At 49.6% G+C, this 23,986-nt stretch carries 21 protein-coding genes; 4 read left to right on the forward strand and 17 right to left on the reverse strand.

Annotation, left to right across the window (positions count from 1 at the left end):
• Nucleotides 1-3: 3 nt before the first annotated feature.
• Nucleotides 4-861 carry an STAS domain-containing protein gene (locus H1S01_RS04825; protein WP_188038977.1) on the reverse strand — a complete coding sequence of 286 codons (858 nt, stop codon included), beginning with the start codon at nt 859-861 and terminating at the stop codon, nt 4-6.
• A gap of 217 nt (nt 862-1,078) precedes the next feature.
• Between H1S01_RS04825 and ybaK the strand changes: the two genes are divergently transcribed.
• Entirely contained in the window at nt 1,079-1,558 is a 480-nt protein-coding gene (ybaK, locus tag H1S01_RS04830) for a Cys-tRNA(Pro) deacylase (RefSeq protein ID WP_188038978.1), read from the forward strand.
• A gap of 54 nt (nt 1,559-1,612) precedes the next feature.
• Here the strand turns inward: ybaK and H1S01_RS04835 are convergent, their stop codons facing one another.
• On the reverse strand, nt 1,613-5,395 hold the full coding sequence (locus tag H1S01_RS04835) for a phosphoribosylformylglycinamidine synthase (protein WP_188038979.1): 3,783 nt from the start codon (nt 5,393-5,395) through the stop codon (nt 1,613-1,615).
• Between the two features lie 236 nt (nt 5,396-5,631).
• Here H1S01_RS04835 and H1S01_RS04840 point away from each other — a divergent pair, with 236 nt between their 5' ends.
• The gene (locus tag H1S01_RS04840) at nt 5,632-6,585 is read left to right on the forward strand and encodes a polysaccharide deacetylase family protein (RefSeq protein ID WP_188038980.1); all 954 of its coding nucleotides are present in this window, start codon (nt 5,632-5,634) and stop codon (nt 6,583-6,585) included.
• A gap of 54 nt (nt 6,586-6,639) precedes the next feature.
• Here H1S01_RS04840 and H1S01_RS04845 read toward each other — a convergent pair whose 3' ends face one another.
• Together H1S01_RS04845 and H1S01_RS04850 are read right to left on the reverse strand one after the other, a co-directional pair.
• Nucleotides 6,640-7,986: an APC family permease gene (locus H1S01_RS04845; protein ID WP_188038981.1), complete on the reverse strand. Its 1,347-nt coding sequence runs from the start codon at nt 7,984-7,986 to the stop codon at nt 6,640-6,642.
• A 411-nt stretch (nt 7,987-8,397) separates the two neighbouring features.
• A complete protein-coding gene (locus H1S01_RS04850) occupies nt 8,398-9,381 on the reverse strand; it encodes a peptidylprolyl isomerase (protein ID WP_188038982.1) in 984 nt (327 codons plus the stop codon).
• Between the two features lie 104 nt (nt 9,382-9,485).
• On the opposite strand from H1S01_RS04850, the gene H1S01_RS04855 reads away from it, so the two are divergent.
• The gene (locus H1S01_RS04855) at nt 9,486-10,601 is read left to right on the forward strand and encodes a hypothetical protein (RefSeq protein ID WP_188038983.1); all 1,116 of its coding nucleotides are present in this window, start codon (nt 9,486-9,488) and stop codon (nt 10,599-10,601) included.
• Nucleotides 10,602-10,651: 50 nt separating this feature from the next.
• Here the strand turns inward: H1S01_RS04855 and H1S01_RS04860 are convergent, their stop codons facing one another.
• Nucleotides 10,652-11,191 (reverse strand): tetratricopeptide repeat protein, encoded by a 540-nt coding sequence (locus tag H1S01_RS04860; protein WP_207732191.1) that lies wholly within the window; start codon nt 11,189-11,191, stop codon nt 10,652-10,654.
• Between the two features lie 90 nt (nt 11,192-11,281).
• Nucleotides 11,282-12,310 (reverse strand): aldo/keto reductase, encoded by a 1,029-nt coding sequence (locus tag H1S01_RS04865; protein ID WP_188038984.1) that lies wholly within the window; start codon nt 12,308-12,310, stop codon nt 11,282-11,284.
• 242 nt (nt 12,311-12,552) lie between these two features.
• On the opposite strand from H1S01_RS04865, the gene H1S01_RS04870 reads away from it, so the two are divergent.
• Entirely contained in the window at nt 12,553-14,265 is a 1,713-nt protein-coding gene (locus H1S01_RS04870; RefSeq protein WP_188038985.1) for an ATP-binding protein, read from the forward strand.
• 179 nt (nt 14,266-14,444) lie between these two features.
• On the opposite strand, the gene H1S01_RS04875 is transcribed toward H1S01_RS04870, so the two are convergent.
• From H1S01_RS04875 to H1S01_RS04925, 11 genes are all read right to left on the reverse strand, one after another.
• The gene (locus H1S01_RS04875; protein ID WP_188038986.1) at nt 14,445-14,993 is read right to left on the reverse strand and encodes a BMC domain-containing protein; all 549 of its coding nucleotides are present in this window, start codon (nt 14,991-14,993) and stop codon (nt 14,445-14,447) included.
• Nucleotides 14,994-15,009: 16 nt separating this feature from the next.
• Nucleotides 15,010-16,344: an SLBB domain-containing protein gene (locus tag H1S01_RS04880; RefSeq protein WP_188038987.1), complete on the reverse strand. Its 1,335-nt coding sequence runs from the start codon at nt 16,342-16,344 to the stop codon at nt 15,010-15,012.
• A gap of 44 nt (nt 16,345-16,388) precedes the next feature.
• A complete protein-coding gene (locus tag H1S01_RS04885; RefSeq protein ID WP_188038988.1) occupies nt 16,389-17,831 on the reverse strand; it encodes an aldehyde dehydrogenase family protein in 1,443 nt (480 codons plus the stop codon).
• Nucleotides 17,832-17,861: 30 nt separating this feature from the next.
• On the reverse strand, nt 17,862-18,833 hold the full coding sequence (locus H1S01_RS04890) for a cob(I)yrinic acid a,c-diamide adenosyltransferase (RefSeq protein ID WP_188038989.1): 972 nt from the start codon (nt 18,831-18,833) through the stop codon (nt 17,862-17,864).
• Nucleotides 18,834-18,852: 19 nt separating this feature from the next.
• Nucleotides 18,853-19,143, reverse strand: coding sequence for a EutN/CcmL family microcompartment protein (locus H1S01_RS04895; RefSeq protein ID WP_155475087.1), 291 nt, complete (start codon nt 19,141-19,143; stop codon nt 18,853-18,855).
• A gap of 64 nt (nt 19,144-19,207) precedes the next feature.
• Nucleotides 19,208-20,005: a flavoprotein gene (locus H1S01_RS04900; protein ID WP_188038990.1), complete on the reverse strand. Its 798-nt coding sequence runs from the start codon at nt 20,003-20,005 to the stop codon at nt 19,208-19,210.
• 14 nt (nt 20,006-20,019) lie between these two features.
• On the reverse strand, nt 20,020-20,637 hold the full coding sequence (gene pduL / locus H1S01_RS04905) for a phosphate propanoyltransferase (protein ID WP_207732204.1): 618 nt from the start codon (nt 20,635-20,637) through the stop codon (nt 20,020-20,022).
• A gap of 67 nt (nt 20,638-20,704) precedes the next feature.
• The gene (pduA, locus tag H1S01_RS04910) at nt 20,705-20,986 is read right to left on the reverse strand and encodes a propanediol utilization microcompartment protein PduA (RefSeq protein ID WP_155475089.1); all 282 of its coding nucleotides are present in this window, start codon (nt 20,984-20,986) and stop codon (nt 20,705-20,707) included.
• Between the two features lie 13 nt (nt 20,987-20,999).
• A complete protein-coding gene (locus H1S01_RS21875; protein WP_188038991.1) occupies nt 21,000-21,659 on the reverse strand; it encodes a BMC domain-containing protein in 660 nt (219 codons plus the stop codon).
• Entirely contained in the window at nt 21,635-22,150 is a 516-nt protein-coding gene (locus H1S01_RS04920; RefSeq protein ID WP_188038992.1) for a glycerol dehydratase reactivase beta/small subunit family protein, read from the reverse strand. Before H1S01_RS04920 ends, H1S01_RS21875 begins: the two co-directional genes overlap by 25 nt.
• Nucleotides 22,151-22,155: 5 nt before the next feature.
• Nucleotides 22,156-23,979, reverse strand: coding sequence for a diol dehydratase reactivase subunit alpha (locus H1S01_RS04925; protein WP_188038993.1), 1,824 nt, complete (start codon nt 23,977-23,979; stop codon nt 22,156-22,158).
• Between the last annotated feature and the right edge of the window lie 7 nt (nt 23,980-23,986).

The raw sequence follows: 23,986 nt of genomic DNA on the forward strand, positions 1-23,986 counted from the left end.
CCCCTATGCCTTTCCAATTTGAACGATCGTCAATTTTCGCATATCTAAAGCCAATTTCAAGGCACCGGCCAAAGTGGCTCTCGTCTTAACCATCGACAGATCAACGCCCAACTGTACGATCGTTTGCGCAATTTCAGGCCGGATACCGCTGATGATACATTCGGCCCCCATCAACCGGGCAGCACTGACCGTTTTGATGATATGCTGAGCCACCAAAGTATCGACGGTAGGCACACCGGATATATCGAGGATCGCTACATCAGAGTTGGTGGACAGGATCCCACGCAACAAATTCTCCATAACTACTTGCGTTCGCCCGCTGTCGAGCGTACCGATGAGGGGTAAGGCGAGGATGCCGTCCCACAACTGGATTACCGGTGTGGACAGCTCTAACATTTCTTGCTGCTGACGATAGATGACCTCTTCTCGGGCTTTTGAATAGGTCTCAAAGGTAAGGAGCCCTAGTTTATCTAATATTTTTGATATAGTTAACGTTTCTTGGATGAGTACATCCGGTTGCACACCGTATTCTTTTTGCAGCAAGCGGATGATTGCCTCTTTGAGTGTGAAAACATAGCTAGCCGTTTCCGAAGGAGAGTAGCCCTGACGGGAACGATTCGTTGATATCTCTGCTAAAATTTTACGAACGGTAGTCCATTCGACTCTGTTAATATCTTCAAAATCAGCCCCTTCGGCCGCTTGAACAAAGGCATCGATAAAATCTCTCGACTGACGGTACAGATTTTCGTTTCCGATTATGTCCTTGCGTAAAGATAGACTCGCCAAATGCAATTCAATCCATTGCTGCAGCAATTCGTCCTTTTTTTCCGCCATCAGACGAATCGTATTCACTTTTGCCATTTCCAAATCTAACTCCTCCGTTCTATCTACCACGTTTTTCTTAAGAAATAACGATTAGTGTTCACATTCTACAAAGACTATCTGTTTCCTCTAAAGAAACGGGAATTATGTTTTAGGAAGAGTCGGAATACTATCATCCCCTTTGCCCTACCATTCAAATCGTGTTACCTTTATCCCTATATAGACATTATCCGTTTTATGAAAGGGTAGGATCGCCATGCCTCGAAAAACGAACGCAGCCCGGTTGCTAGATCAATTAAAAATCCCTTACGAGTTAAAAGAGTATATGGTAGACGAATCTGATTTGTCGGCAGGCACGGTAGCAGAAAAAATCGGTTTTCCGATCCGTCAAGTCTACAAAACCCTCGTTGCCAAAGGTGATAAAACCGGGGTTATTCTAGCTTGTATCCCAGGAAATCAGGAATTGGATTTAAAATCCCTGGCCTCCTTAAGCGGAAATAAAAAAGTAGAGATGGTGGCCCTTAAAGAAGTGCAGCCACTTACCGGATATATCCGAGGCGGCGTTTCTCCGTTAGGTACGAGAAAAAAGTACCCCCTGTACGTGGAAGGCGAGATCGAGCAATTGGAGAGGATATCGATCAGTGCTGGAATACGGGGTTGCCAAATCATCCTCTCCCCTGCTGATCTGATTCGGGCTACGGAGGCGCAATTAGGCTCGATTTCGAAAGACGAATAAAAGAACCGTCCCATAGGCTTTGTCAGCCAAATGGGACGGTTCTTTTCTCTTTTATTAAGCTCTAAAATAATTGACACCTGATTCGAAGATGGGCTGATCCTTTTCGCCCGGTACGTTCAGAGCCAGGCCATTCGTCATGCGTTCCGAATGACCCATTTTACCGAGAACACGGCCGTCTGGGCTCGTGATACCTTCGACGGCCTCAAAAGAGCCATTGGGGTTAAAGCGAATATCGTTGACAGGCTTGCCGTCAAAGTCGACGTACTGTGTAGCCACCTGACCGTTGCGGAGCAAGCGGTCGAGAACTTCTGGAGGAGCCACGAATCTTCCTTCGCCGTGAGAAAGGGCAACCGTGTGAATATCACCAGCGTTCATCGAGGCAAACCAAGGAGAAAGGGTGGATACTACCTTTGTCCGGGTCATACAGGAAATGTGACGTCCGATCTGGTTGTACGTCAATGTGGGGCAGTCTTCCGTAATGTCAATAATCTCACCATAAGGCACGAGACCGAGTTTGATCAGCGCCTGGAATCCATTACAGATACCGAGCATCAGACCGTCACGATGTTTGAGCAGTTCCGAGACAGCCTCTTTCACCCGAGGGTTTCGGAACATAGTAGCGATGAATTTCCCCGAACCATCCGGTTCATCGCCGGCACTAAAACCACCGGGAATCATGACAATTTGGGCGGACTCGATCGATTTGACCATGGCTTGAATCGATTCTTCCACGTCACTCGGTGTCAAGTTCCGAATGACCAAAGTGTCAGTCATGGCGCCCGCTTTTTCAAAAGCTCGAGCCGTGTCATATTCGCAGTTCGTTCCCGGGAAGACCGGGATGAATACCCGAGGTTTGGCGATCTTCACAGCCGGTCGATGAGAGTTCCGTTCCCCATAGACGACCTGTTTCACTTCACCAGGAGCGGTTTTTACAGAGGTTGGGAAGATCTTTTCGAGTGGCTGTTCCCAGGATTGGCACGCTTCTTCCAGGCCGATTGCACAGCCTTTATATTCAATTGCTTCTCTTTCCCAGGTACGGCCCAGTTGAACAAAAGGCACCGTACCAAAGGCATCGGAAAGATCTATACCGGCGTCCATCTCAAGAATGATAGAACCGTAGTCGGCGCGGAATAGCTCACTCGCCTCAATGGTATCTTTGAAAGCTACACCAATGCGGTTGCCAAAGGCCATCTTGCTGATAGCGGCTGCAATTCCTCCGAATCCAACTGTGTGAGAGGCCCGCACTTTCCCGGTGCCGATGAGTTCATAAATTTTATCATAGTTTCTCATTAGAGCGTCAAAGTTGGGAATTTCCTGTTCGTCCCGTGCCGCTGGAATGAGCACTACCGGATTGCCGGGTTGTTTAAATTCCTGTGAAACGGTTTGGTTCGCCTTCAAGATACCGACGGCGAAAGCCACCAGAGTCGGCGGCACATTCAGGTCTAAGAAGGTACCCGACATGCTGTCTTTACCACCGATAGCTGGGATTCCCAATTGTTTCTGGGCAAGGAAAGCTCCGAGGAGGGCGCTAAATGGCTTCCCCCAGCGGGTTGCGTCTTTGCCGAGCTTTTCGAAGTACTCTTGTAATGTGAGGCGAACACGACGATAGTCGCCTCCTAAAGCGACTACTTTGGAGACCGCTTCCACAACAGCATAGAGGGCGCCATGGAAAGGACTCCATTTGGCCAACTGCGGGTTATAACCGTAGGACATCACTGTGGCCGTTGTCGTTTCTCCATGCAAGGAAGGGATTTTGGACACCATGCCTAAAGCAGGAGTGGCTTGATGTTTTCCTCCAAAAGGCATGAGTACGGTTCCGCTACCGATGGTGCTGTCAAATCGTTCTACTAACCCCTTTTGACTACAAACGTTCAGGTCTTCCAGGTTCGCTAACCAAGCTTTGCGCAGGTCCGGAAGTTCTCTCTGTACCGCCTCAGGCAGGCTGCAAAAATAGTTTGCTTCCCCTTCCGGTGCATTGACGTGGACATTTGTATACTGTTTGACACCGTTTGTGTCTAGAAAATCACGACTTAGATCGACGATCGGTCGATTCCGCCAGAACATTTTCATGCGACGGTCCCCGGTGACTTTGGCCACGAGATTTACTTCCAGGTTTTCTTCACGGGCCAATCGGGAGAAGTGCTCCGCATCTTCAGCCGATACGACGACAGCCATACGCTCCTGCGATTCGGAGATGGCCAACTCAGTGCCGTCAAGGCCTTCGTATTTTTTAGGGACTGCATCCAGATTGATTTCTAATCCCTCTGTAAGTTCGCCAATGGCAACAGAGACACCACCGGCGCCGAAATCATTGCATCGTTTAATCATCCGGCTTACTTCGGCATTTCGAAAAAGGCGCTGAATCTTTCTTTCTGTGGGGGGATTGCCCTTTTGCACCTCGGCGCCGCAAGTAAAGAGAGATTCAGCCGTGTGTTCTTTCGAGGATCCGGTGGCACCTCCGCAACCATCGCGACCTGTTCTTCCCCCGACGAGAAGAACCACATCACCCGGCTCGGGATGTTTGCGAACCACGTTCTCTTTTGGCGCTGCCGCGATGACGGCGCCGATCTCCATCCGTTTGGCTACAAACCCCTCGTCATAGACTTCGGCTACTTGGCCTGTGGCTAATCCGATCTGATTGCCGTAGGAACTGTAACCGGCAGCAGCACCGATCGTGATTTTCCGTTGCGGCAATTTGCCTGGCAACGTTTTTTCCACGGGCGTCCGCGGATCGCCGCTTCCGGTTACACGCATCGCTTGATAGACGTAGGAACGTCCCGAAAGGGGATCGCGGATCGCGCCGCCGAGGCAGGTGGCAGCACCCCCAAAAGGTTCTATCTCTGTCGGGTGGTTGTGGGTCTCGTTTTTAAACATGACGAGCCATTCTTCCCTATGGTCGTCGACATCTACATCGACAACGATGCTGCAAGCATTCACCTCGTCCGACTCATCTAAATCGTTCAGAAGCCCCCGTTTTTTCAGCTCTTTCATGCCTATAACAGCGATATCCATGAGACAGATATCGCGCTCTTTATCTTCATAAACAAATTGACGAGAACGAAGATATTCTTGATAGGCACCTTCTATCGGTTGACTGAAGCGATCTTTTTCGATCGTCACATCTTCCACTTTCGTCAGGAATGTGGTGTGACGGCAATGGTCAGACCAATAGGTGTCGATGACACGGATTTCGGTGATCGTAGGGTTTCGTTTTTCCTTACCCTGGAAATACGTCTGACAAAACTGTAAGTCTTCAAAACTCATAGCCAAGCCAAGATCGCCCATAAGTGCCTTTAATTCGTCTACAGATGCGTCAACGAACCCATCCAAGGTTTTTACGTCGTCGGGAACTTCCGACACCATCGCCAAAGTGACCGGCTTTTCCATCGCCGCTTCCCGTGATTCGACCGGGTTGATGCAGTAGGTTTTGATTCGTGCAAAGTCATCGTCCCCTAGAAGACCTTGGAGAAGGATGACTTTCGACGATAAGATGGTCGGCCGCTCCTTCTGGGTCAAGATCTGGATGCACTGCGCAGCTGAATCAGCCCGTTGGTCATACTGACCGGGCAGATACTCCATGGCAAAAAAGCGGCTCCCGGACTCAAGAGGAAGTTCTTCATCATAAACAAGATCCACATTAGGTTCAGAGAAAATTGTTGTGCGAGCCTGTTGGTACTCTTCGTCTATTATACCGGAAATATCGTATCGGTTTACGATACGGACATTCTCCAACCCTCGTATACCGAGATTATCCCTTAAATCACTGCACAAATGCTGTGCTTCCACATCAAAACCTTTGCGCTTTTCCACATAAATTCGGCGGACTTGGCTGTTCATATATCTTGTACCCCCTGTGTCAGTTATGGGTTGATTCGCGCTTCTTTGTCTAATTGGCGATTAACATTATAACATGCGATTCATAGGCTGCGTGATCAAACATGACAATTTGTAACTGGAAAGCTCTCTTTCATGGGATGGAGAATGGGGATTTTGTTCGAACTTATCGAATCACAGGAGGACTTGTCGATTGAGATGGAGAATCTTGATACATCTCAGCACAAGGAGATTCATCAATGAAAGACAAAGTTCTCCTCACCCTGGCTGTCGTGGGGCTAGTGGGCACTTTTGCAGCCGGAATGTTTTCAATGGAACAAACTCGGGCTGGTGAGAAAGTCTCTTTACCAACAGTTCAAGAAGAGAAGCAGCTATCACCGGCCCTAACGGCATCGACAGCCTCTACAGAGAAACCAATCGACGAAAAGACCACGGAAAAAGCTGCTTCTGAAGAAGTGGCAAAAAAGCCAGCAAACACTTCGAAAGCAACTGTTGTTTCTACAGCAGCGAAAGATTGGTGGATCCCTCGCCACGACACAGGTGTGCCCCCCCAATGGCCCCGTTCCATGACTGAAGCGATTGAACCCTTTGAACCGTTCTATCGGATACAAACGCAGGAAAAAGTCCTCTATCTCACCTTTGACGAAGGCTACGAAAATGGTTATACTCCGAAAATACTGGCTACTTTATCGAAAGAAAAGGTCCCTGCCATTTTCTTCGTCACTGGCCAGTTTGTCAAGTCAAATCCGGAACTCGTCAAAGTAATAAACCGGTTAGGATTCGGCATCGGTAATCATACCCAAAATCATCCAGACATGACATCACTCAGCTCGGCGAAACAGAAAGAGGAATTGGACAAGCTTAGCTCTTCGGTTCGTCAATTGACAGACCGCACACTGAATTACTACCGACCGCCCATGGGCCGTTACGATTCTGTCTCTGTCGCAACAGCTAGTGATTTGGGCATGCGAACTGTTTTCTGGAGTATTGCCTACAAAGACTGGGAAGTGGACAATCAGGTAGGACCTCAGACCGCCCTGCCAAAAGTGCTCAACCAGATTCACCCGGGTGCTGTCATTCTGCTCCACGCGGTTTCGAAAGATAATGCAGAGATGCTATCCCAATTTATTCAGCAATGCCGGGACCAAGGGTACATATTCAAATCTCTCCCGGGAGAGCCGTTGCCAAAGTAACTTACATAACGACAAAGCCTTCACCCCTACTGCTGTGGGTGAAGGCTTTGTGATTTAGTCAGCGCTTAGATTTTTGTCGCCCGCCATGAGTGGGTTGCGATTCAAATACCAGTACATCGGCAGTCCTATGACAGTGATAGCAAGAGCCATCAACGTATCCAAAGGATTATTCATAATCGTGCTGACAATGATAAATCCAGATCCCAAAATGGCCACTAGCGGAATAAAGGGATAGGCGGGGACACTATAGCTTCGCGATAGGGATCTATTTCTTTTGCGAAGGATAAAGACAGCTGCGAAGGCTTGAATATAAAAGAGATAAATGGCGAATATGGCGATATCGGAGAGTCGATCGGGGTCGCCGACAAAGATCATGATTACGGCGAGAATGACTTGAGACAAAGTGGCAAAGATCGGCGTACCGAAACCTGCATGAACTTTGGACAACAGACCGGAAAGAGGTAACTGTCCCCGTTCTGCCATCGCCAGAGGTACTCGGGGGAAGGTCAAAATTTTACCGTTCAAACAGCCAAAAATAGACACCATAATGCCAACACTGATGATCTTTCCTCCGATGCCGCCGAAAAGATTAGTAGCAACGGTACCTGCGGCATTTTCACCGAGTTTAGCGATATCAGCAGCAGGAAGCACATGCATCATGGCAAAGTTCACCGATAGATAGGCCACGGTAACGACTGACAATCCGATGATAATCGCCCTAGGGAGAATTTTTGCCGGGTTTTTCATCTCACCAGCCACGAAACCGACTAAAGCCCAGCCATCATAAGCCCACAAAGTCGCTAAAATAGCCGCTCCCATGCCCGTACGCTCCGTTACCCCGCTCGCCATACCCAGGATCTGGCCGTTTCCTTTCCAAATGCCAAAAATCGCAATGGCAGCAATGGGTATAAGTTTTCCGGCGGTGGAAATTGATTGAACAAAACCGCCGTACTTTGTCCCCAAACTGTTTACCAGAGCCAAAAAAGCGATCGTACTTAAACCAATCCATATCTTCCAGGTGGCAGGCAAATCGAAAAAGTGTGCAACTAGAGAACCGAAGAAGAGTCCCAACGCAGCGATAACAGCCGGTCCATAAATCAGTGTTTGGACCCACCCGCAAAGGTACCCCCAAACTTTCCCATAGACTTCTTCCAGGTATACATAGAGACCGCCCGTTTTGGGAATCTGAACGCTCACTTCGACGATGGTCAACCCGCTGGCCAGGGTGATGATTCCCCCGATTATCCATGCCCAAAGCGCCATCGAAGAATCACCGGCAGCGGTAATGACTTTACCCGGTTTCATAAAGATCCCTGAGCCGATAACGGAACCGATAACGATCGACATCGCCACGATCAGGCCGATGTCTTTTTTTAGCAAAGCTTCTGTGTTTTGTTGCAACGTATAATCCTCCCATCGTCTCCGTTTAAAAAAGTCCGTTTTTGTTTGTTCCTCGTGGACACTTGTACATTATACAAGGAACCAATCGGCTCGTCAGCTATATTTTTATGTTTTTCACACTATACAGAAGAATAACTTTAAATATTTAATATATCGTTACAAATAATCGAACATTCACAACAGTTCGATATCGGCTTCCACGTTACACCGAAATAATGCTCGAAATCGTCCGGAACGTTGTTTCATAAAATAGAAGGCGACTTTTAAAATAAAAGAAGAGCTGCCAAAGTTCTTTATGGCCAGCTCCCACAATTTGACTATGATCCCTCTTTTGAGTTCAACCTTCGTCATAAAAGGATATCTCAAAAGGTCATGATCTTTGAAAGAAATCAATAGGCTTATAATAATGAGTTACTTCTCTTCGATACTGATAGATTCGATTAAGACTTCTTCCATAGGTTTGCTGCGTTCTCCGCCGGCACTCCAACCGACGGGCGTATCGGAGATTTTCAGAACTACATCCATACCTTCGCTTACTTTGCCAAAGACGGTGTAGTTGGGATGTTGATTCAAGAACTTTGAATCATCGCCATTACAGATGAAGAATTGACTGCCGTTAGTGTTGGGACCCGCGTTGGCCATGGCCACAACTCCAGGACCATAAGGAAGGGCCGGAGGTAGTTCATCGGCGAAACGATATCCCGGTCCGCCAGTGCCGTTGCCGGCAGGGTCACCCGTTTGGATCATGAAGTTTTTGATGATCCGGTGGAATCGAACGCCTTCATAAAAGTTATCCTTTGCGAGAAAGACGAAATTGTTGACGGTAATTGGGGCTTTATCAGCTAACAGTTCGATTTTAATCTGACCCTTTGTTGTATTTACTGTAGCCACGTATTTTTTGTTGGAATCGATCGTCATTTCCGGTGGTTTGGAATATTTGTTGTTTTTCATCTTTGTACCGTTCCTTTCTTTTGAGAAAAACTTAGCGATTGAGGTGTCAGGATTCCACGTAGGGATAAAGTCAAAGAACTGACCAATGACCCCAGAAGGTACCATCACACGACCTTCCGTATTAACTGCTTTGGTAGGCATGTTAACCCGAACATCGTTAATATATACAAACTGTTGTCCGACAGGAATCCGAATGGTTTTATCTTGATGGTCGATTTGTACTTCTTGATTTTGGTTATCCCATACTACTTTGGCACCAAATTGGTTAGAAATAAACCGAACCGGGACCATGATTAGGTTGTCCTCATTTATGTAGGGCTGAGCATCGGGAAAGTCAATTGGCCTGCCATCGAGTAAGACCGTTATATAACTGGCACTAGCACTCGTAACAAAAACAACCACCATCATAAAACCGAGAAAAAGGCTTTTAAGATATTTTCTCAAGTATTCACCTCCAATCTAATTTAACAGCAATATATATCATATTACGTTAGCCCTAAAAAGCAAATCCTTTTGATAAGTTTAATTGAGAAAATGGAGGTACTCGCATGACCTTTCTACAACCTCTCTCCGTCGTCTTTCGGCAATATGACGTTCATGTAATTTTTTTCCTAAAAAGTCACAGCCACTACGACGCTATCGAAGCGATGATTCAACATCGGAAAGATCAGACTCCCTTGATAAGGATCATTGTCACCCACACCGACCAAAGTCAAGCCGATATCATCAATGACGCCGCTATCGTTGAAGCGTTGCAGCGGACGACGATAAACCGGCCTGTCCTTTATTCCCCGATTCGTTATGAACGATCGACCCACCTAGGGAAACCGGAAGTTCATATCGAGTTTCGGTCCCTGCGAGACGAAGAGATCGTCCTCCATTTCACCGCTGCCCTTAAAACTTCCCAAAGGTATGCCGGACTGATCGATCCCTTACGGCATGCAGAAAAGGATTCCCTCCCTGTCATGTACCGCGAACGGAGTACCCTCGCCGGCCCGAAAAGTTATGTCATGATCGACAATAGCCGCTGCCAGATACCTCGGAAAGTGTGGGTACCCCTGTTTTTCACTGGATTAAAAGCTTTTTATTCTGAGGTCTTTAGCATCGGTGTCTTGCGGTCTGATACCCGTCAATTGACGCGGCTCCATTCTCCATCAGAATTGCTCGTTGGTGAACAATGGATTTATCGGTGTAACGGAAAGGAAATCTGTTATAGATTGCTGGAAGTGACTACAAAAGAATTACGAATAGTATCTGTAAATGAACGTATCACAGTATCGAACTGTGCAAAAGGGTTCAAGCTCGCCCGCATCTGTGTAGAATCAAATAGTGGAGAAAAGGGAATCGGTCAGTTTCTTATCACCTTTACTCCTCCATTGCCGCTCAGTCAGGTTATTGAAAGAGTGAAAGCAACTCCCTCTTATGTGCACTTCTCCATTTCGATCGATCATCATCGTGATCTGGTGAATGGAAAAGTCTATTCAACATTTGAAGGGGATAGGCAGAAACTCTTGCTCGTTCCACAGCAGCCCCAGTGGGCCCTTAAGCGCCCTCTACGACTATTAATACAAAAAGAAGGGAATCAATTCACTATATCTACTGAACTGATTCCCCAAATTGCACTGCAAGAAGAATTGTCTAAAATGAAAAGTCCGGAACAATAACCTATCAGCGATCATCCTGCGAGTGCTTGTCCTGCCTTTTTATCGAAAAACTACTTGCGTTTTTTCTTACTCTTCGGTGGCGCCGTATAAATGCCCAGTTTTTTCTGAGCCTCTTCATCGCCTTGTTCAGCTGCTTTGCCATACCACAAACGTGATTCCTCTTTGTTCTCATCGACCCCTTGCCCTTCTTCGTACATAAAGGCGAGGTTGAATTGAGCATCAACATGTCCCTGCTCAGCCGCTTTATGGAACCAATGAACAGCCAGGGAGTCGTCTTTATCTAAACCTTGCCCTAATACATACATCATGGCCAGTTCAAACTGTCCGTCGGGATCACCCTGTTCGGCCGCCTTACGATACCAATGGACCGCCTCCGGATCGTTCCTTTCCACACCTCTGCCTTCTGTATACATGTCAGCCAAGTTGAGTTGAGCCTCAATCAGCCCCTGTTCAGCCGCCTTTTTATACCAAATGGCAGCTTCAGCCTCATCTTTCGTCACACCCTGACCGTTTTCCAACTTCTCAGCTAAACGGAATTGTCCCTCTACATCACCTTGTTCAGCCAGTGCTCGTAATGTCTCGATCGTCAACGTTATCTCTACCTTTCTATTTGCAATGAAACAGACTTTTGAGCATTGTGCGTATCACAATGCCCATCTTTTAAAACTGCCAAAATCGATTTATTTATTGCTTACCAGCTTGTGTTCTTCCCACATATCATAATGTGTTTTCAACATGTCTGGAATGGGTAGGTCATAAGGACAGCGTTTGATACAAGCGCCGCAGTTTACACACTTTGTCACCGATTCCATGGGGTTTCGTAAAAACTCTACCGCTACCGATGGCGACATGCGCATAGCCAGCACCTTATATCCCATAGCCGGAGTGATCATAACGCCACTCGGGCAAGGTTGGCAGTATTCGCAACGACGGCAAAACTGCTGTCCCAGTTCCTGTTTATATTGCTCCATTCCAGCCAGATCTTCCTCAGTGATGTGGTTGGGCTGTTCATAAATGGACAGGATTTCATCGACAGACTTGACCGAATCAAATCCTGGTATGGCAAGGATATCTGGAAACTGTCGTAGAAACTTAAAAGCCAGTCGCGCATTGTCGATCATCCCGCCTGCAAAAGGTTTCATCGCCAAAATGCCCATGCCCAGTTCCCGTGCGGCCGGGAATAGGTCCTCTTTCGCTGCATCTTCGATGAAATTAAAAGGGAACTGAACCGTTGCAAACAATCCTGTTTTCACCAGCTTGACGGCCATGGTCCGGCTGTGAGAGGTTACACCTAGGAGGCGAATCTTTCCTTGCTCCTTCGCTTTCTGTAAGACTTCCAGGGCGCCGCCAGGCGCTGTCAAGGCATCCCAATCTCGTTCCTGAGAGACCTGGTGCAGTTGATAAAGATCAATATAATCGGTACGCAGCATCTTCAAGCTGTTTTCGAGGTGTTCTAAAGCACCCTTTCCGTCCCGCCTCCCAGTTTTAGTGGCGATGATCACCTTATCCCGCATACCCGCAAAAGCGAATCCGATTTTTTCTTCACTGTCCCGGTAGGCATTGGCCGTATCGTAAAAGTTGATTCCCTTATCATAAGCGCGGTGAAGAACCTTGGTCGCTTCGTCTACACCCAAACGAATGATGGGAATTCCACCGAAACCGACTTCGGAAACTTTTAACCCTGTTTTTCCCCATTCTAGATATCTCATCAAACCTTCTCCTTTGCGTGAACTCAAGTACCTCTCTAGTTCCGTCCTTATGTCGTTAACTGTAACAGTTCTTTTTCCAATAGACAAATCCTTCAGAGCGCCTTATTTTTCTCGCTGAAGAAAGCTTCTTATTAATTTTAACGAGAACCACCTGTTACTGGACCATGGACATCTTTACCTTTTTCCTGGTATAGTTTGAGAAGATTATCTCACAAAAATTCCTTTGGCACGAGGTACTTATGATGAACGATTACATAATGAATAATGGAACTATGCATCACCAAGTGGTCATTGAATTTCGTCCTATTTCCACCTTAGACTCCCTAGGGATGTGGAAATTTACCCGCCAATACCCTATGATTACGAAATTGAAAAATGAAGCCGGCGGATGTTACCGTGCTGCTTTTTCCAGTCGTTCCGAGGAATTAAGCCAATTATGTACCCTATGGAAACAGATTCGCAAGTGGGCTATTTTGCGTATCTCGAAGGGCGAGCAGCAGATCGATCCCGCAGGGATGGACGCCGTCGTCGTTTGTTTGGAACAGCGACTGCACGCTAAGGATCCCCTTTTTTATTGTGACGGTCGGACACCTGGCATCACGGCACGTGACGAAAATGAATTGTTCTTCCCTGGATGTCGGTATCTCATTGTCGATGACCAGGATTACAGCGACCCCTTTGGATTTCGCTGGTATCATATGGGTACTCTCGACGCAGAAGGGCTTTTTCACGTCGACAAAAACGGAATTATGGAAAAGTTGCAGGAAATATCCCGTCAACGATTCTCCCTGGGCTGCCCCTTGTTGGATTGGGAACAAATTCGCCTGCGTGTGAATACCTTGCCGGACACCATCAATCCTCGACGTGACGGTGCTTGGGAATATCGCTGGGAAGAGGAACAAATCGTCGGGATCTGCCGGACTCCACTAGTCCGAGCCGGCCATGGACGCAAAGATATGGATCGATCTGTCACAAGTCAGCGCGTCGACGAGACCCGTTCCGTCGTGGATACAAACCCATCGGAAGTACCCAAAGAAGTCTCTCGTGCTGCTGATCGGCCTGATGCTGCTGAAGCCAATTCCACAAACAGTACGATACCTGGTACTCAAGAAGAGATCTTCCAGCCTGTCCAACCGGGCCAGCTCACCTATAACGATATCGGTGGGATGAAAGAACAACTGCGCCTAATTCGTGAAGCCGTAGAACTCCCCCTTCGCTACCCCGACTTGATTCGCACTTTAAATATCACGCCGCCGAAAGGGGTCTTACTATACGGACCGCCAGGCTGTGGGAAAACCCTTTTAGCTCAGGTTGTCGCCAACGAGGTGCAAGCCAGCTTTTTTGCGGTAAAAGGGCCTGAATTCCTCTCCTCTTTGCACGGACAGAGCGAAAAACGCTTGCGCGACCTCTTCGCCCAGGCAGAGCAAAAAGCCCCTAGCATCATCTTTTTCGATGAAATCGACGCTTTTGCTTTTGACCGCAGCCGGACGACCACTTCTTTTGAGGCTACTCTCGTGGCACAATTTCTCTCCCTCATGGATGGTTTTGACAGGCGGTCACAGATCGTCGTCATCGCTACGACCAACCGCCTCGATGTATTGGACAAGGCTTTGCTCCGACCCGGCCGATTTGATTACCGTATCCGCATCACTGTTCCTTCAAAAGAAGATCGCGAACAGATTCTAAAACTCCACACTTCTAAAATGCCATTGGAACCGGGCGTCGATATGACCCATTTGGTCGAAGCCACCGAGGGCTTCACAGGCGCCGATATTGCCGCACTCTGTGCCAAGGCCGCTTTGATGGCCGCAAGTCGCGCACTCGGACCCAACATGGATCATTGGCCCGGGACCTTATCGGTAGAGGTTATGCAGTCCATCCGGGTTACTCGGGAAGACTTTACCTTTGCTCTAAGCCAGGTGCAGCCGTCAGTGACTGATGACTCGGAGGAATAATATTTCTTCATTGGTTGAATAAGGGTGTTCGAATAATAAGGGACTCTTTCATAAGCATTCCATTGTCTTTGACAATATGGATATGCCTTAGAAAGAGTCCCTTTTCTTGCTCTTTAAAACTGTTCTTAATCGTACAGCCTAATTTACGACAATGAAACAAAATAGGTAAAGTAGTTTGATTAAAAGATACTCGCCTGGAGTCCTTTATGGGGCGCAGGAATGACGATTTGATCGACCAAAAAGCCGCTTTCTTTAATGACATGGCTGCCGGCCTGAATCGCTGCGCTAACGGCGCCCACATCTCCCGTGAGAGAAATGATCGATTTCCCGCCTAGACCTCTTGCCAAGCGAATCTCGATCAGTTCGACACCGGCTGCTTTCACAGCCGTATCGGCAGCTACCACGGCTGAAGCGACGGAGTAAGTTTCGATGACTCCTAAGGCCCTGATCTGCTTTATCTCGGAACAGCCGCTTAATGCCGGAAAGATGGAAGGGTGTACGTTCGGCAGGACAAAGTCATTGACGACAGATTCCTTTGCCACAGCCTGACCGCTGCGAACAGCGCTCTGCACAGCACCCACATCGCCGGACACAAGCACAATATATTTTCCCGGACACATGGGCTGAGCCACGACCAATTCTACATTGCCTGATTTCAGCATAGTGTCTGCTGCCAAGATACCTTTGGTGACGTTTTCAATTTCCAGTAAACCGATGGCATGTTTCATCGTTCTCCCACCCCTTTCAACGGTCGGCTCGGATGCCGATGTAGTTCTCTGTCGCAAAGACGGTTCCGCTGATGCTGGCATGGATATTAGCGCCGACAGCAGCTCCTTCTGGAATGGCAGCCACCAATTGACCTGCCTGAACGGAATCGCCGATGCTGACACAAGGTTGGGATGGGGCTCCGATATGTTGACGCAAAGGAAGTCGAACTTCGCTGATCGAGAGTTCACGATTCTCCAGCGGTGCCGCCACATCATAAGCGGATAAGTTCAACCGGGCAATGAGCCGCTTGATCGGAATCCGGCGGTTTTCCCGGTGTGATGCGGTCCGGAAAGGTTGGTTATGATAGGGATTCTTGATGCCGGCCGCTGACAGTTGCCGCTTTAGTTCCATGTTTACCCTGCGTGGCGATAAGCCCATGGAGCATCCGAAAGTATCGCAGGCACCACACTCGGAACAGAGAAAAGCCCGGGTAATCGCATCGCCTTGGTAAGAGGTACCGTTACCGATGGCTTGCATAATCCGGTGCGGTTCTAAGCTGTGGCCGAGCAAGTGCCGTGGGCAGCAGTCGGTGCAAGCCCGGCAAGCGCAACAGACCGATTTCGCCCGGTTGGCAATGGCTGTCCAAGGGAGTGTTTTCCCGGCGATCAAAGAGTGGTCCTTCGGCAGCACGATAATGCCGCCGGTGGTCTTTGTCACTGGCGAATCGACTTCAACGATGCGGCCCATCATGGGACCTCCATCGATCAAGGCATAGTCGTTGACAGTGGTACCGCCAGCTGCCTCAATCAGCAAGCGAACGGGAATCCCAATCGGGACTTTCAATGTTACCGGCTGACGGACGGCCCCAGTAACTGTCACGTACTTGGTCATGACAGGAAGACCATCTAAGGCTTTAGTAATATTGACAAGAGTCTCCACGTTGACAACAACAACGCCCACGTGCAGGGGAATTCCGCCTTCGGGGATGATCTTACCGGTTACTTCATAGACGAGAACTTGTTCATCGCCGGCGGGATAAAAGTCGGGCAAGATGAACAGTTCCACCCGCCCTTTGGCGTGGCGCTCAATCGATTGTTCTAGTGCCTCGATCGCCACAGAGTACTTTTTCTTCAGCCCGATATAGCTCTTTTGCGCACCTGTAGCCAACATGACGGCGATAAGACCGAGGACGACCCTATCACTCTCAGCGGCCATCAAGTGCTGGTGGGAACGAAGAAGGGGTTCACATTCAGCGCCGTTAGCAATGATCACATCTGCACTTGCATTCATTTTGATGTGAGTGGGGAAACCAGCGCCACCTGCTCCGACGACGCCGGCCTCTTTCACTGCCTTGACGATTTTTTCACGCATTTTTTCACCCGCTTTTATGGACGGTACTTCGCGCTAGTTCTTTTTTATACGATCTTAAACCCGTCGACGAGCACGCAACGGCGCTGGCGAGTGAACGTACGGGCAGATGTGAGCCCTTCTCCCGTCGGTCCAGCGATCGTAAAGGTGTTGTAACCTTCCCCACCGACACCGATGCCGGCATAGGACGGCCCATTCTTGACAAAAATCGTCGTCTGGACAGCCCGGGCAAAGCGAGTCAAGTTATCGACATTTTTAGAGTGCATGATCGCTGTGTGGCGGTTGCCATGCTCGACCTTGACACCCAATGCGATGGCAGCATCGATATTTTTCACTTGGACGATCGGCAGGATCGGCATCATCAACTCTTCAACGACGAAGGGATGGTCTTCTTCCACTTCACAGATGACGGCACGAACATCGCTAGGTACGTCAATGCCAATCGCTTTGAGGATAACCTGCGCATCTTTTCCCACCCAGGCTTTGTTGATGCCGTATGACTTTTTAGGTTTTACCGTACAGCCTTCGGCGATCTTTTCCTCTTTTTCCGTCATAACAACCTTAAGAAGGTCATCAATTTCCTTGCCTTTGATCAGATAAGCGCCGCTTCGACGCATATGGGTGATCAGTTCATCGGCTACAGAACCGACGACGATGCATTCCTTTTCAGCGATGCAGGGTAAATTATTATCGAAGGAAGATCCGGCGATGATATCCCGAGCTGCCTTGGGGATATCGGCCGTTTCATCGACGATCACAGGGGGATTACCGGCGCCGGCACCGATGGCTTTTTTACCAGACGAAAGGACTGCTTTCACAACGCCCGGTCCGCCTGTAGCCACCAACATAATAATGCCGGGATGTCGCATCATTTCATTAGCCGCTTCGATCGAAGGCTCTGCTACCATGGTGAGCAAGTTGGCCGGACCGCCGGCGGCGACAATCGCTTCATTGAGGATCTTCAACGTTAAGAAAGAAGTTTCTTTCGCTGTCGGGTGCGGACTGAAAACCACAGAGTTACCTGCGGCGATCATACCGATTCCGTTACAAATGATGGTCTCGGAGGGGTTGGTCGTAGGGGTAATTGCGCCGATTACGCCATAAGCGCCCATTTCGACCAATGTGAGACCATCATCACCTGTCCAAGATTCTGTTTTCAGGTCTTCTGTGCCTGGTGTTTTCCGAGCTGCCAGTTGATTTTTCAAAATTTTATCGCTGACGCGGCCCATTCCCGTCTCGCGAACGGCGATTTCGGCTAATTCCCGAGCGTTAGCGAAAGCGGCCTCTCGCATAGCTTGGATGAGTTCTTCCCGTTTGGCCATAGACAAGGTACGCAGTTGCAGGTAGGCATATTTTGCAGCTTCGACAGCCTGGTTAACGTTCGAGAAAACTCCCGGAATCAATGGGGTGGACTTTTTCTCTTGCTGCGGCTGTAGGTTCGCCATCACCTGTGACACAATTTGCGAGATCACTTCGTTCGGTATATTCATGGTTATTATCACTCCCGTGATTGGCTCCGTTTACCAGGCTGCAAGACCAGCCTCGGCAACAGACACGTCTTGTTCTATTGAGCCACCGCTTACACCGATGGCACCGATAATCCGTCCGTTATACACGATCGGCAAACCGCCTCCAAAGACGACCAGACGGCTCCCATCAGTTGTGTTTAATCCATAAAGCATCTCGCCAGGTTGGGCCAGTTTGGCGGCTGTTTCTGTAGTCATCTTCAAGGCGACTGACGTATAAGCCTTATCCCGGGAGATGGCAATGCTTGCGAGCAAAGCGCCGTCCATCCGGTGTTGGGCCACTAAGTTCCCCCCTTCATCGACGACTGTGATGACCATGGGAACTCCAATCGCTTCCGCTTTCGCTTCAGCCGCTGCAATCATTTTTTTGGCTTTATCCAACATAGTTCCAGCCTCCTGCCCTGATATCGCCTTGATCACTTCTCTCGTTACCCGTGATACCATTTCTTCTTGGTCGACATAACGAGCCAGTACGAAAAGCAAGTCTGATAATCGGTTGAGATAGATCATGACGGGCGGATGCACATCGGAAAACTTTGCCAGCGATACGGCAGCTCGTTCGGCTCTTCTTACAATCGTTCGAGCCAAATCGAGGGCGGATCCAGCCTGAGAAGCACCAGGGATGACAAAGCCCTTTTGAGGGATACGCTTTGCCTCCAAATCATCGATGATCTGCTCTAAAGCCTGCAGATGTCCATCGTTGATACGGTACCGAGGTTCGCCCCCCTTACCGTCTGCCTTTGGCTCTGTGGCAAAATCAGCGTTCACATCAAATATTTCTTGTTGCAGCCGGTGTATGAGTGACAGGGCTGTTTCATTGTTTGTGAGTGATTTAGCCAAGCCCATCGCAGCGGAGGCTTCATCCATCGTTCCATAAACGTCGACCCGGGCATGATCTTTCGGAACCCTCTGGCCGCTGTATAAGCTGGTAACGCCCCGGTCTCCTGTTTTTGTATATACTTTCATTCTCATTACCCCTCGCCGGTTAATCGTCGCAGGCGAGTAATCGTTCATCCATTTCCATCGAGTCGATGATTCCAACGATTGCAGCGTCTACAGCGCTATTCTTATTCGGCAGGATGAGCCGGGCCGAAGCGCCCTGCAGGACGAGAACCCTTTCCCCGTTCCCGGCTCCCACCGTATCTACGGCAACGTGCAAACCTGGACGGCTCACGCCGCTGCTAGATAAGGGCTTAATGATCAACAACTTGCTGCCGACTAAACTTGGATCTTTGCTCGTTGCTACCACGTTACCCACAACGGTACCGATCCACATGGAAAAACTCCCCCCTTTTCAGGTGCGCTCCGGTCACTTTCATTCCACCGCAAGCGCCGCTCGATCAGGCTGTTATGATCTCAACGCCAAAGTCTCGAGCAATGTCCCGAGCTAACGGTGTGATCACATCGTTCGTCGACGCGTTGAAAGTCCGGCCGCCATTTAATGCGACAGAACGGATCATCTCAGCGGTGACGAGTCCCTTTTTCACGGCTGTTTTTGCTGGTGCCCGATCGCTGTCGGAGGAAAGCTGTAGGTCTAACATTTGGCCTGCTTCTGTGGCCAATCTGTTTACGTCGACCAGTTGAACACCATAATCCCTGACTCTTTGCAGGTTTTCTTGAAAGGCTCGGACAAGCACGATCGGTGCTTTATCCATCGCCGCACCTGTTCGCCAGCAATCTTTCGGATCAGCCGCATTCTGGGCGGCAATCACCGGTTTGCCAAGCATGAGTGCCTGAAAAACCAGCGTCGTCGGTAACGTATCTGATAAAGTGTGAGCCAGTTTCGCCATCGTATTTTGGGTCAACACCGGTACCATAACCAAATCGGCTTGACGAAGAAGTTTTCCCGGATAGGGGTTAGAGGGAGTGATAATCTCCACGTCATCGCCTAACCGTTCTTTGATTCGCTTTACACCGACTATCTGTTCCGCCGCATGGGAAAGAACTATGGTCATCTCACAGGAACGTTGCTCTAATTCCTGAAGGGACTGTAAGCCCTCTTCTAGACCGATGGAGCCGCCGGTAAAAATAGCCATCACCCTAAACCGGGGCCGGGTAGGGGGTTCGTTCCCTATCCCGGCCTGGTTTAAGCGTCGCATGACCTCGGCGGTAACGAGGCGAACTAGATTGTCATCCATCGCTCCGCCTCCTTTCAGGACTGCCGGACCAGTTGCACCGCATCATTGTTATTCAGTTCGGCCGCATTAGCTTCATCTACATCGAGGTGCATCTCCAAGCGAAACTTGGGATGGACGCGAATCAGTACGTTCTTGAAAACGATTCCGCGTGTGCCCGTCGTCTCGATCGAAACTCGATCCTGATCTTTCAGGCCAAAAAAGGCGGCGTCATCGGGGTGCATATGGATATGACGTGCAGCCATGATGACACCTTCCGTAAGGGTAATCGACCCGCAGGGACCCACAATAGTGATCCCTGCAGAGCCTTCGATCTGTCCAGAATCTCGGACAGGTGCTTTGATTCCCAAGCCAAAAGCGTCTGTTCGAGATATTTCAACCTGAGTCGTTTTACGCAAAGGTCCGAGCACACGAACACCACGGATAACGCCTTTCGGGCCGACCAAGGTAACCGTCTCTTCGGCGGCGAATTCCCCTTCTTGAGCCAGGTCTTTCAACTTTTTCAGCTGGTGTCCAGCTCCAAAGAGGATTTCCACATGCTCATTGGAAAGGTGGATGTGGCGGTTAGAAATGCCTACCCGAATCGTTCGGGAAGCCGATTCCAATTCAGGCAGCCTGTCTTTTAGTGCGATCAGTACTTGGGCGACAACTTGTTCGATCAACTTGGGTTCCAAGGAATTCACCCACTTTACCTAAGACGCCTTAGCCCTCCAGCTTCGGCAGAATTTTTTCCACGTCCATATGGGGACGGGGAATGACATGAACCGAAATCAGTTCACCGACTTTTTGAGCGGCTGCAGCGCCAGAGTCAGTAGCCGCTTTCACAGCGCCCACATCGCCGCGGACAAGAACGGTCACCAAACCGGAACCAATCTTTTCATAACCGATCAAATTTACGTTGGCCGCTTTCACCATGGCATCGGCAGCTTCGATAGCGCCGACGAGGCCTTTGCATTCGACCATTCCTAATGCTTCTCCTCGCATCGTTCATACCTCCTTAGAGTTTTCGGTGATGAATACATTGGGAACGAGGTTCCCCTTTTTTTCGAGGACATTTGGGATCGCCGCAGAGATTGCACGTTTCTTCTCGGAGCGTCTCTACGTCTTGAATTATCTCTGAAAAAGTTGTAGTCGTCGTCTCCAGGGGACTTTCTAGTTCGGTCGGGTTGTCCGGTACGTCAATGGAGGATTCATCGACGATCGGCTCGTCGAAAGAAGAAATCTCCAAAAGTGGTTTTTCCATAACTTCCGCTACAACAGCAGTTTCAGTGAGAACCGGTTCCTCTGCAGCTTTTTCATCCGGGTCCGGTTCTGAGGAAGCCTCTTCCCGATTTCCCGTAGGATCTTTCACGGTTTTCGACGTCACTCTACCGGAGGTCTCCCGGGAGAAAATCATTCCTGACAGTTCCTGATGAGGACGGGCGATGACATGGGTAGAAACGACCTTATTGACTGAACGGGCTGCCACTTCACCGGCAGCAACAGCAGCCTTGATAGCACCTACATCGCCGGTCATCTTGACGACGATCATGGCACCACCTTTAGCCATCTCATAGCCAACGAGTTGGATGTTAGCCGCTTTTACTGCAGCGTCAGCTGCTTCTAAAGCCGCCGCTAAGCCAACCACTTCAATCAACCCCAAGGCATTCTGGACCATACATTCACCCCCTCATCAGCAGGACGTACCGGTTGTGACGATTGTTCTACAAGAACTCTTTTGACGATTTCTGCAATCGTTGCTTTGAGCACATCCAAATTCATATCATCGCCGTTGTTTTGAAAAGGCTGCTCTTCTTTGTCCTTGAAGGGGGTACCCTTCACCAATCGCGCCGCATTGTAGCCAAAACGGCGCCATTCAGCCCGTTCACCGGGCCCCTCTAAGATAAAGAGGGGCCGTTCTTCGGGCAAACGTGTATGGTGTATGCAGATAGATCCATCTTTTCCGACGCCGATACCTACTCCTAGGTGGGACGCACCTGCCGCTTGATAACCCAAGCGTTGGCTATCGGGTTCCGATTGGGAATGAATCACTGCCGGGATTCCTTCCTCTTCGAGGCCTGCTTGCAACTCCCGCAGCTTGCTCGCACAAGTTTCATGGGGATAGTAGTAGACCATCACGGTCGGTTTGACAGGCATCCGATCCAGCATGGCGATCACGCTCCTCCGCCGGAATAGGATAAAACCAAACCGGTTGCTACAGCGTTTCGAGGTCCTTCTGTCCCGCGAATATTACCACGACCGCATACGATGCCATACTCGGCCAATGCATCAGCGACCATATCAGCCACTTCAAAATCAAGGGCCGAACCGCCGACCATGACGACGAATTCGATATGCCGTACGTTTCCTGTCGGAGCGACTCGAGCGAGTGCCCGCAAGGCGTTAGTGACAAATACTTTTTTCTTTGCCTCTCGACGAACATGGCGAATCTTTTCTAAGGAATGTTCCGACGGAATGGGTACCATGCCGCTTTCTTTGAGTATCACGACCCGGGCAAAGACCTGGGGCGGTAAATGCTCTTCATAAAAGCGGACCGTTCCATCTTCAAGGCGAACATGGTAGAGACTTTCCACTTTGGCCAGCGGGAACTTCTTGATGTCTTCAGCCAAATCCAAATCATTGAGCCCTAGTTCCGAGTTGATGAGCATTGTTACCATGTCACCAGCACCGGCAAGGTGAATGGAGTGAACTTTTTCATCGCGAGTTACGATGGCTGCGTCAGTGGAGCCTCCGCCCATATCGAGGATGGCCAGCGGCTTATCCGTTCCCGGTGTCGTCAGCGCTCCAAGGACAGCCATGTTGGCTTCCACACCGGCGATGACGACAGGGATACCTAGCTGAGATGTCAGTTGGTCAGCGATCTGCTGCATCGGCAGGCGGCTTGTCTTAACCATGGCCGCCAAAGCGACAGCATTCTCTAGGGCGAACTCGCCGGCCAAACCACCGCGGACTTGCTGGGGAATAAAGGTGTCTACACTGAGCAGATCTTGAATGTTCATCCGCTCAAGAGACTGACCGGTCAAGTCGCTCATGACTTGTCGAACCCGTTCGATCATTCCGCCAGCGTTAGTACCGGGCTCGCCTTTGACATCGACGACGGGCTGCACCCGCTCTACCGCTTGCATGATCTTCGATGAACCAGATTCTACGTCTACCTCTTCCCGGTTTCGCTGCCCAAAGATCGTGAGAACGCCAGCCGGAATCGTGCGGGCCTTCACATCGCCTTGGGGCGTTCTCACGACAACGGCTGAACGGTTCCCGATCAATGCCCGGGCGATGGGCACGACCATTTTCGTCTCTTCCGGCGTCAGATTAAACACGGTAGCGATTCCGTAAGGGTTGGACAAGGTCTGAATCGTTCTCCCAGGTTCAGTCACTTCTACAGCAGCCAGCATGCCAATCGGCACTTTTTCGATAAAAGTCACTTCATCGACGATGGGGATCCTTTTATCGAGACGATTGGCGATCAATACGGCATCGTCCTGACAGGCAATAGCGCCTACCACGTCGACACCCCGGTCAAAAGCCCAGTTGATGGCTTGAGAGGCATCTTCAAAGTCAATTCGGGCCGGGATGACGACGATGACTTTATCACCGGATTGCATCCGATCCAATTCGGCGAAAGTGACTGTTTTGCCGACGCCTAGGCCGATGCCGCCCGGTGTACCTGGGTTGTGACCGATCATGGTCGATTCAGTGATGATCGTCTCTGTGATCGTCTCCATGGCCAAGTCGCCGATAACCGGTGTGGCTTCATTGAAACGAATCTGAATGAGTTCGTTCATGTCGACGCCGGCACGCCGTAAGGCGTCATCTAGTGCCGTCCGGATTCCAGGCAGGTTCGCTGTCGTCCCTTTAATCCCTGTGGTTTTGACAATGCTGCTGCTCAGATATTCTTTTTCTCCTCGGGCATTTACCCGAGCGAGGCAAACTTCAGTCGTGGAATTACCGATGTCTACTCCCGCCACAATGGCCATGAAAGCT

Source organism: Heliobacterium chlorum, assembly GCF_014502795.1.
Classification (GTDB): Bacteria; Bacillota; Desulfitobacteriia; order Heliobacteriales; family Heliobacteriaceae; genus Heliobacterium; species Heliobacterium chlorum.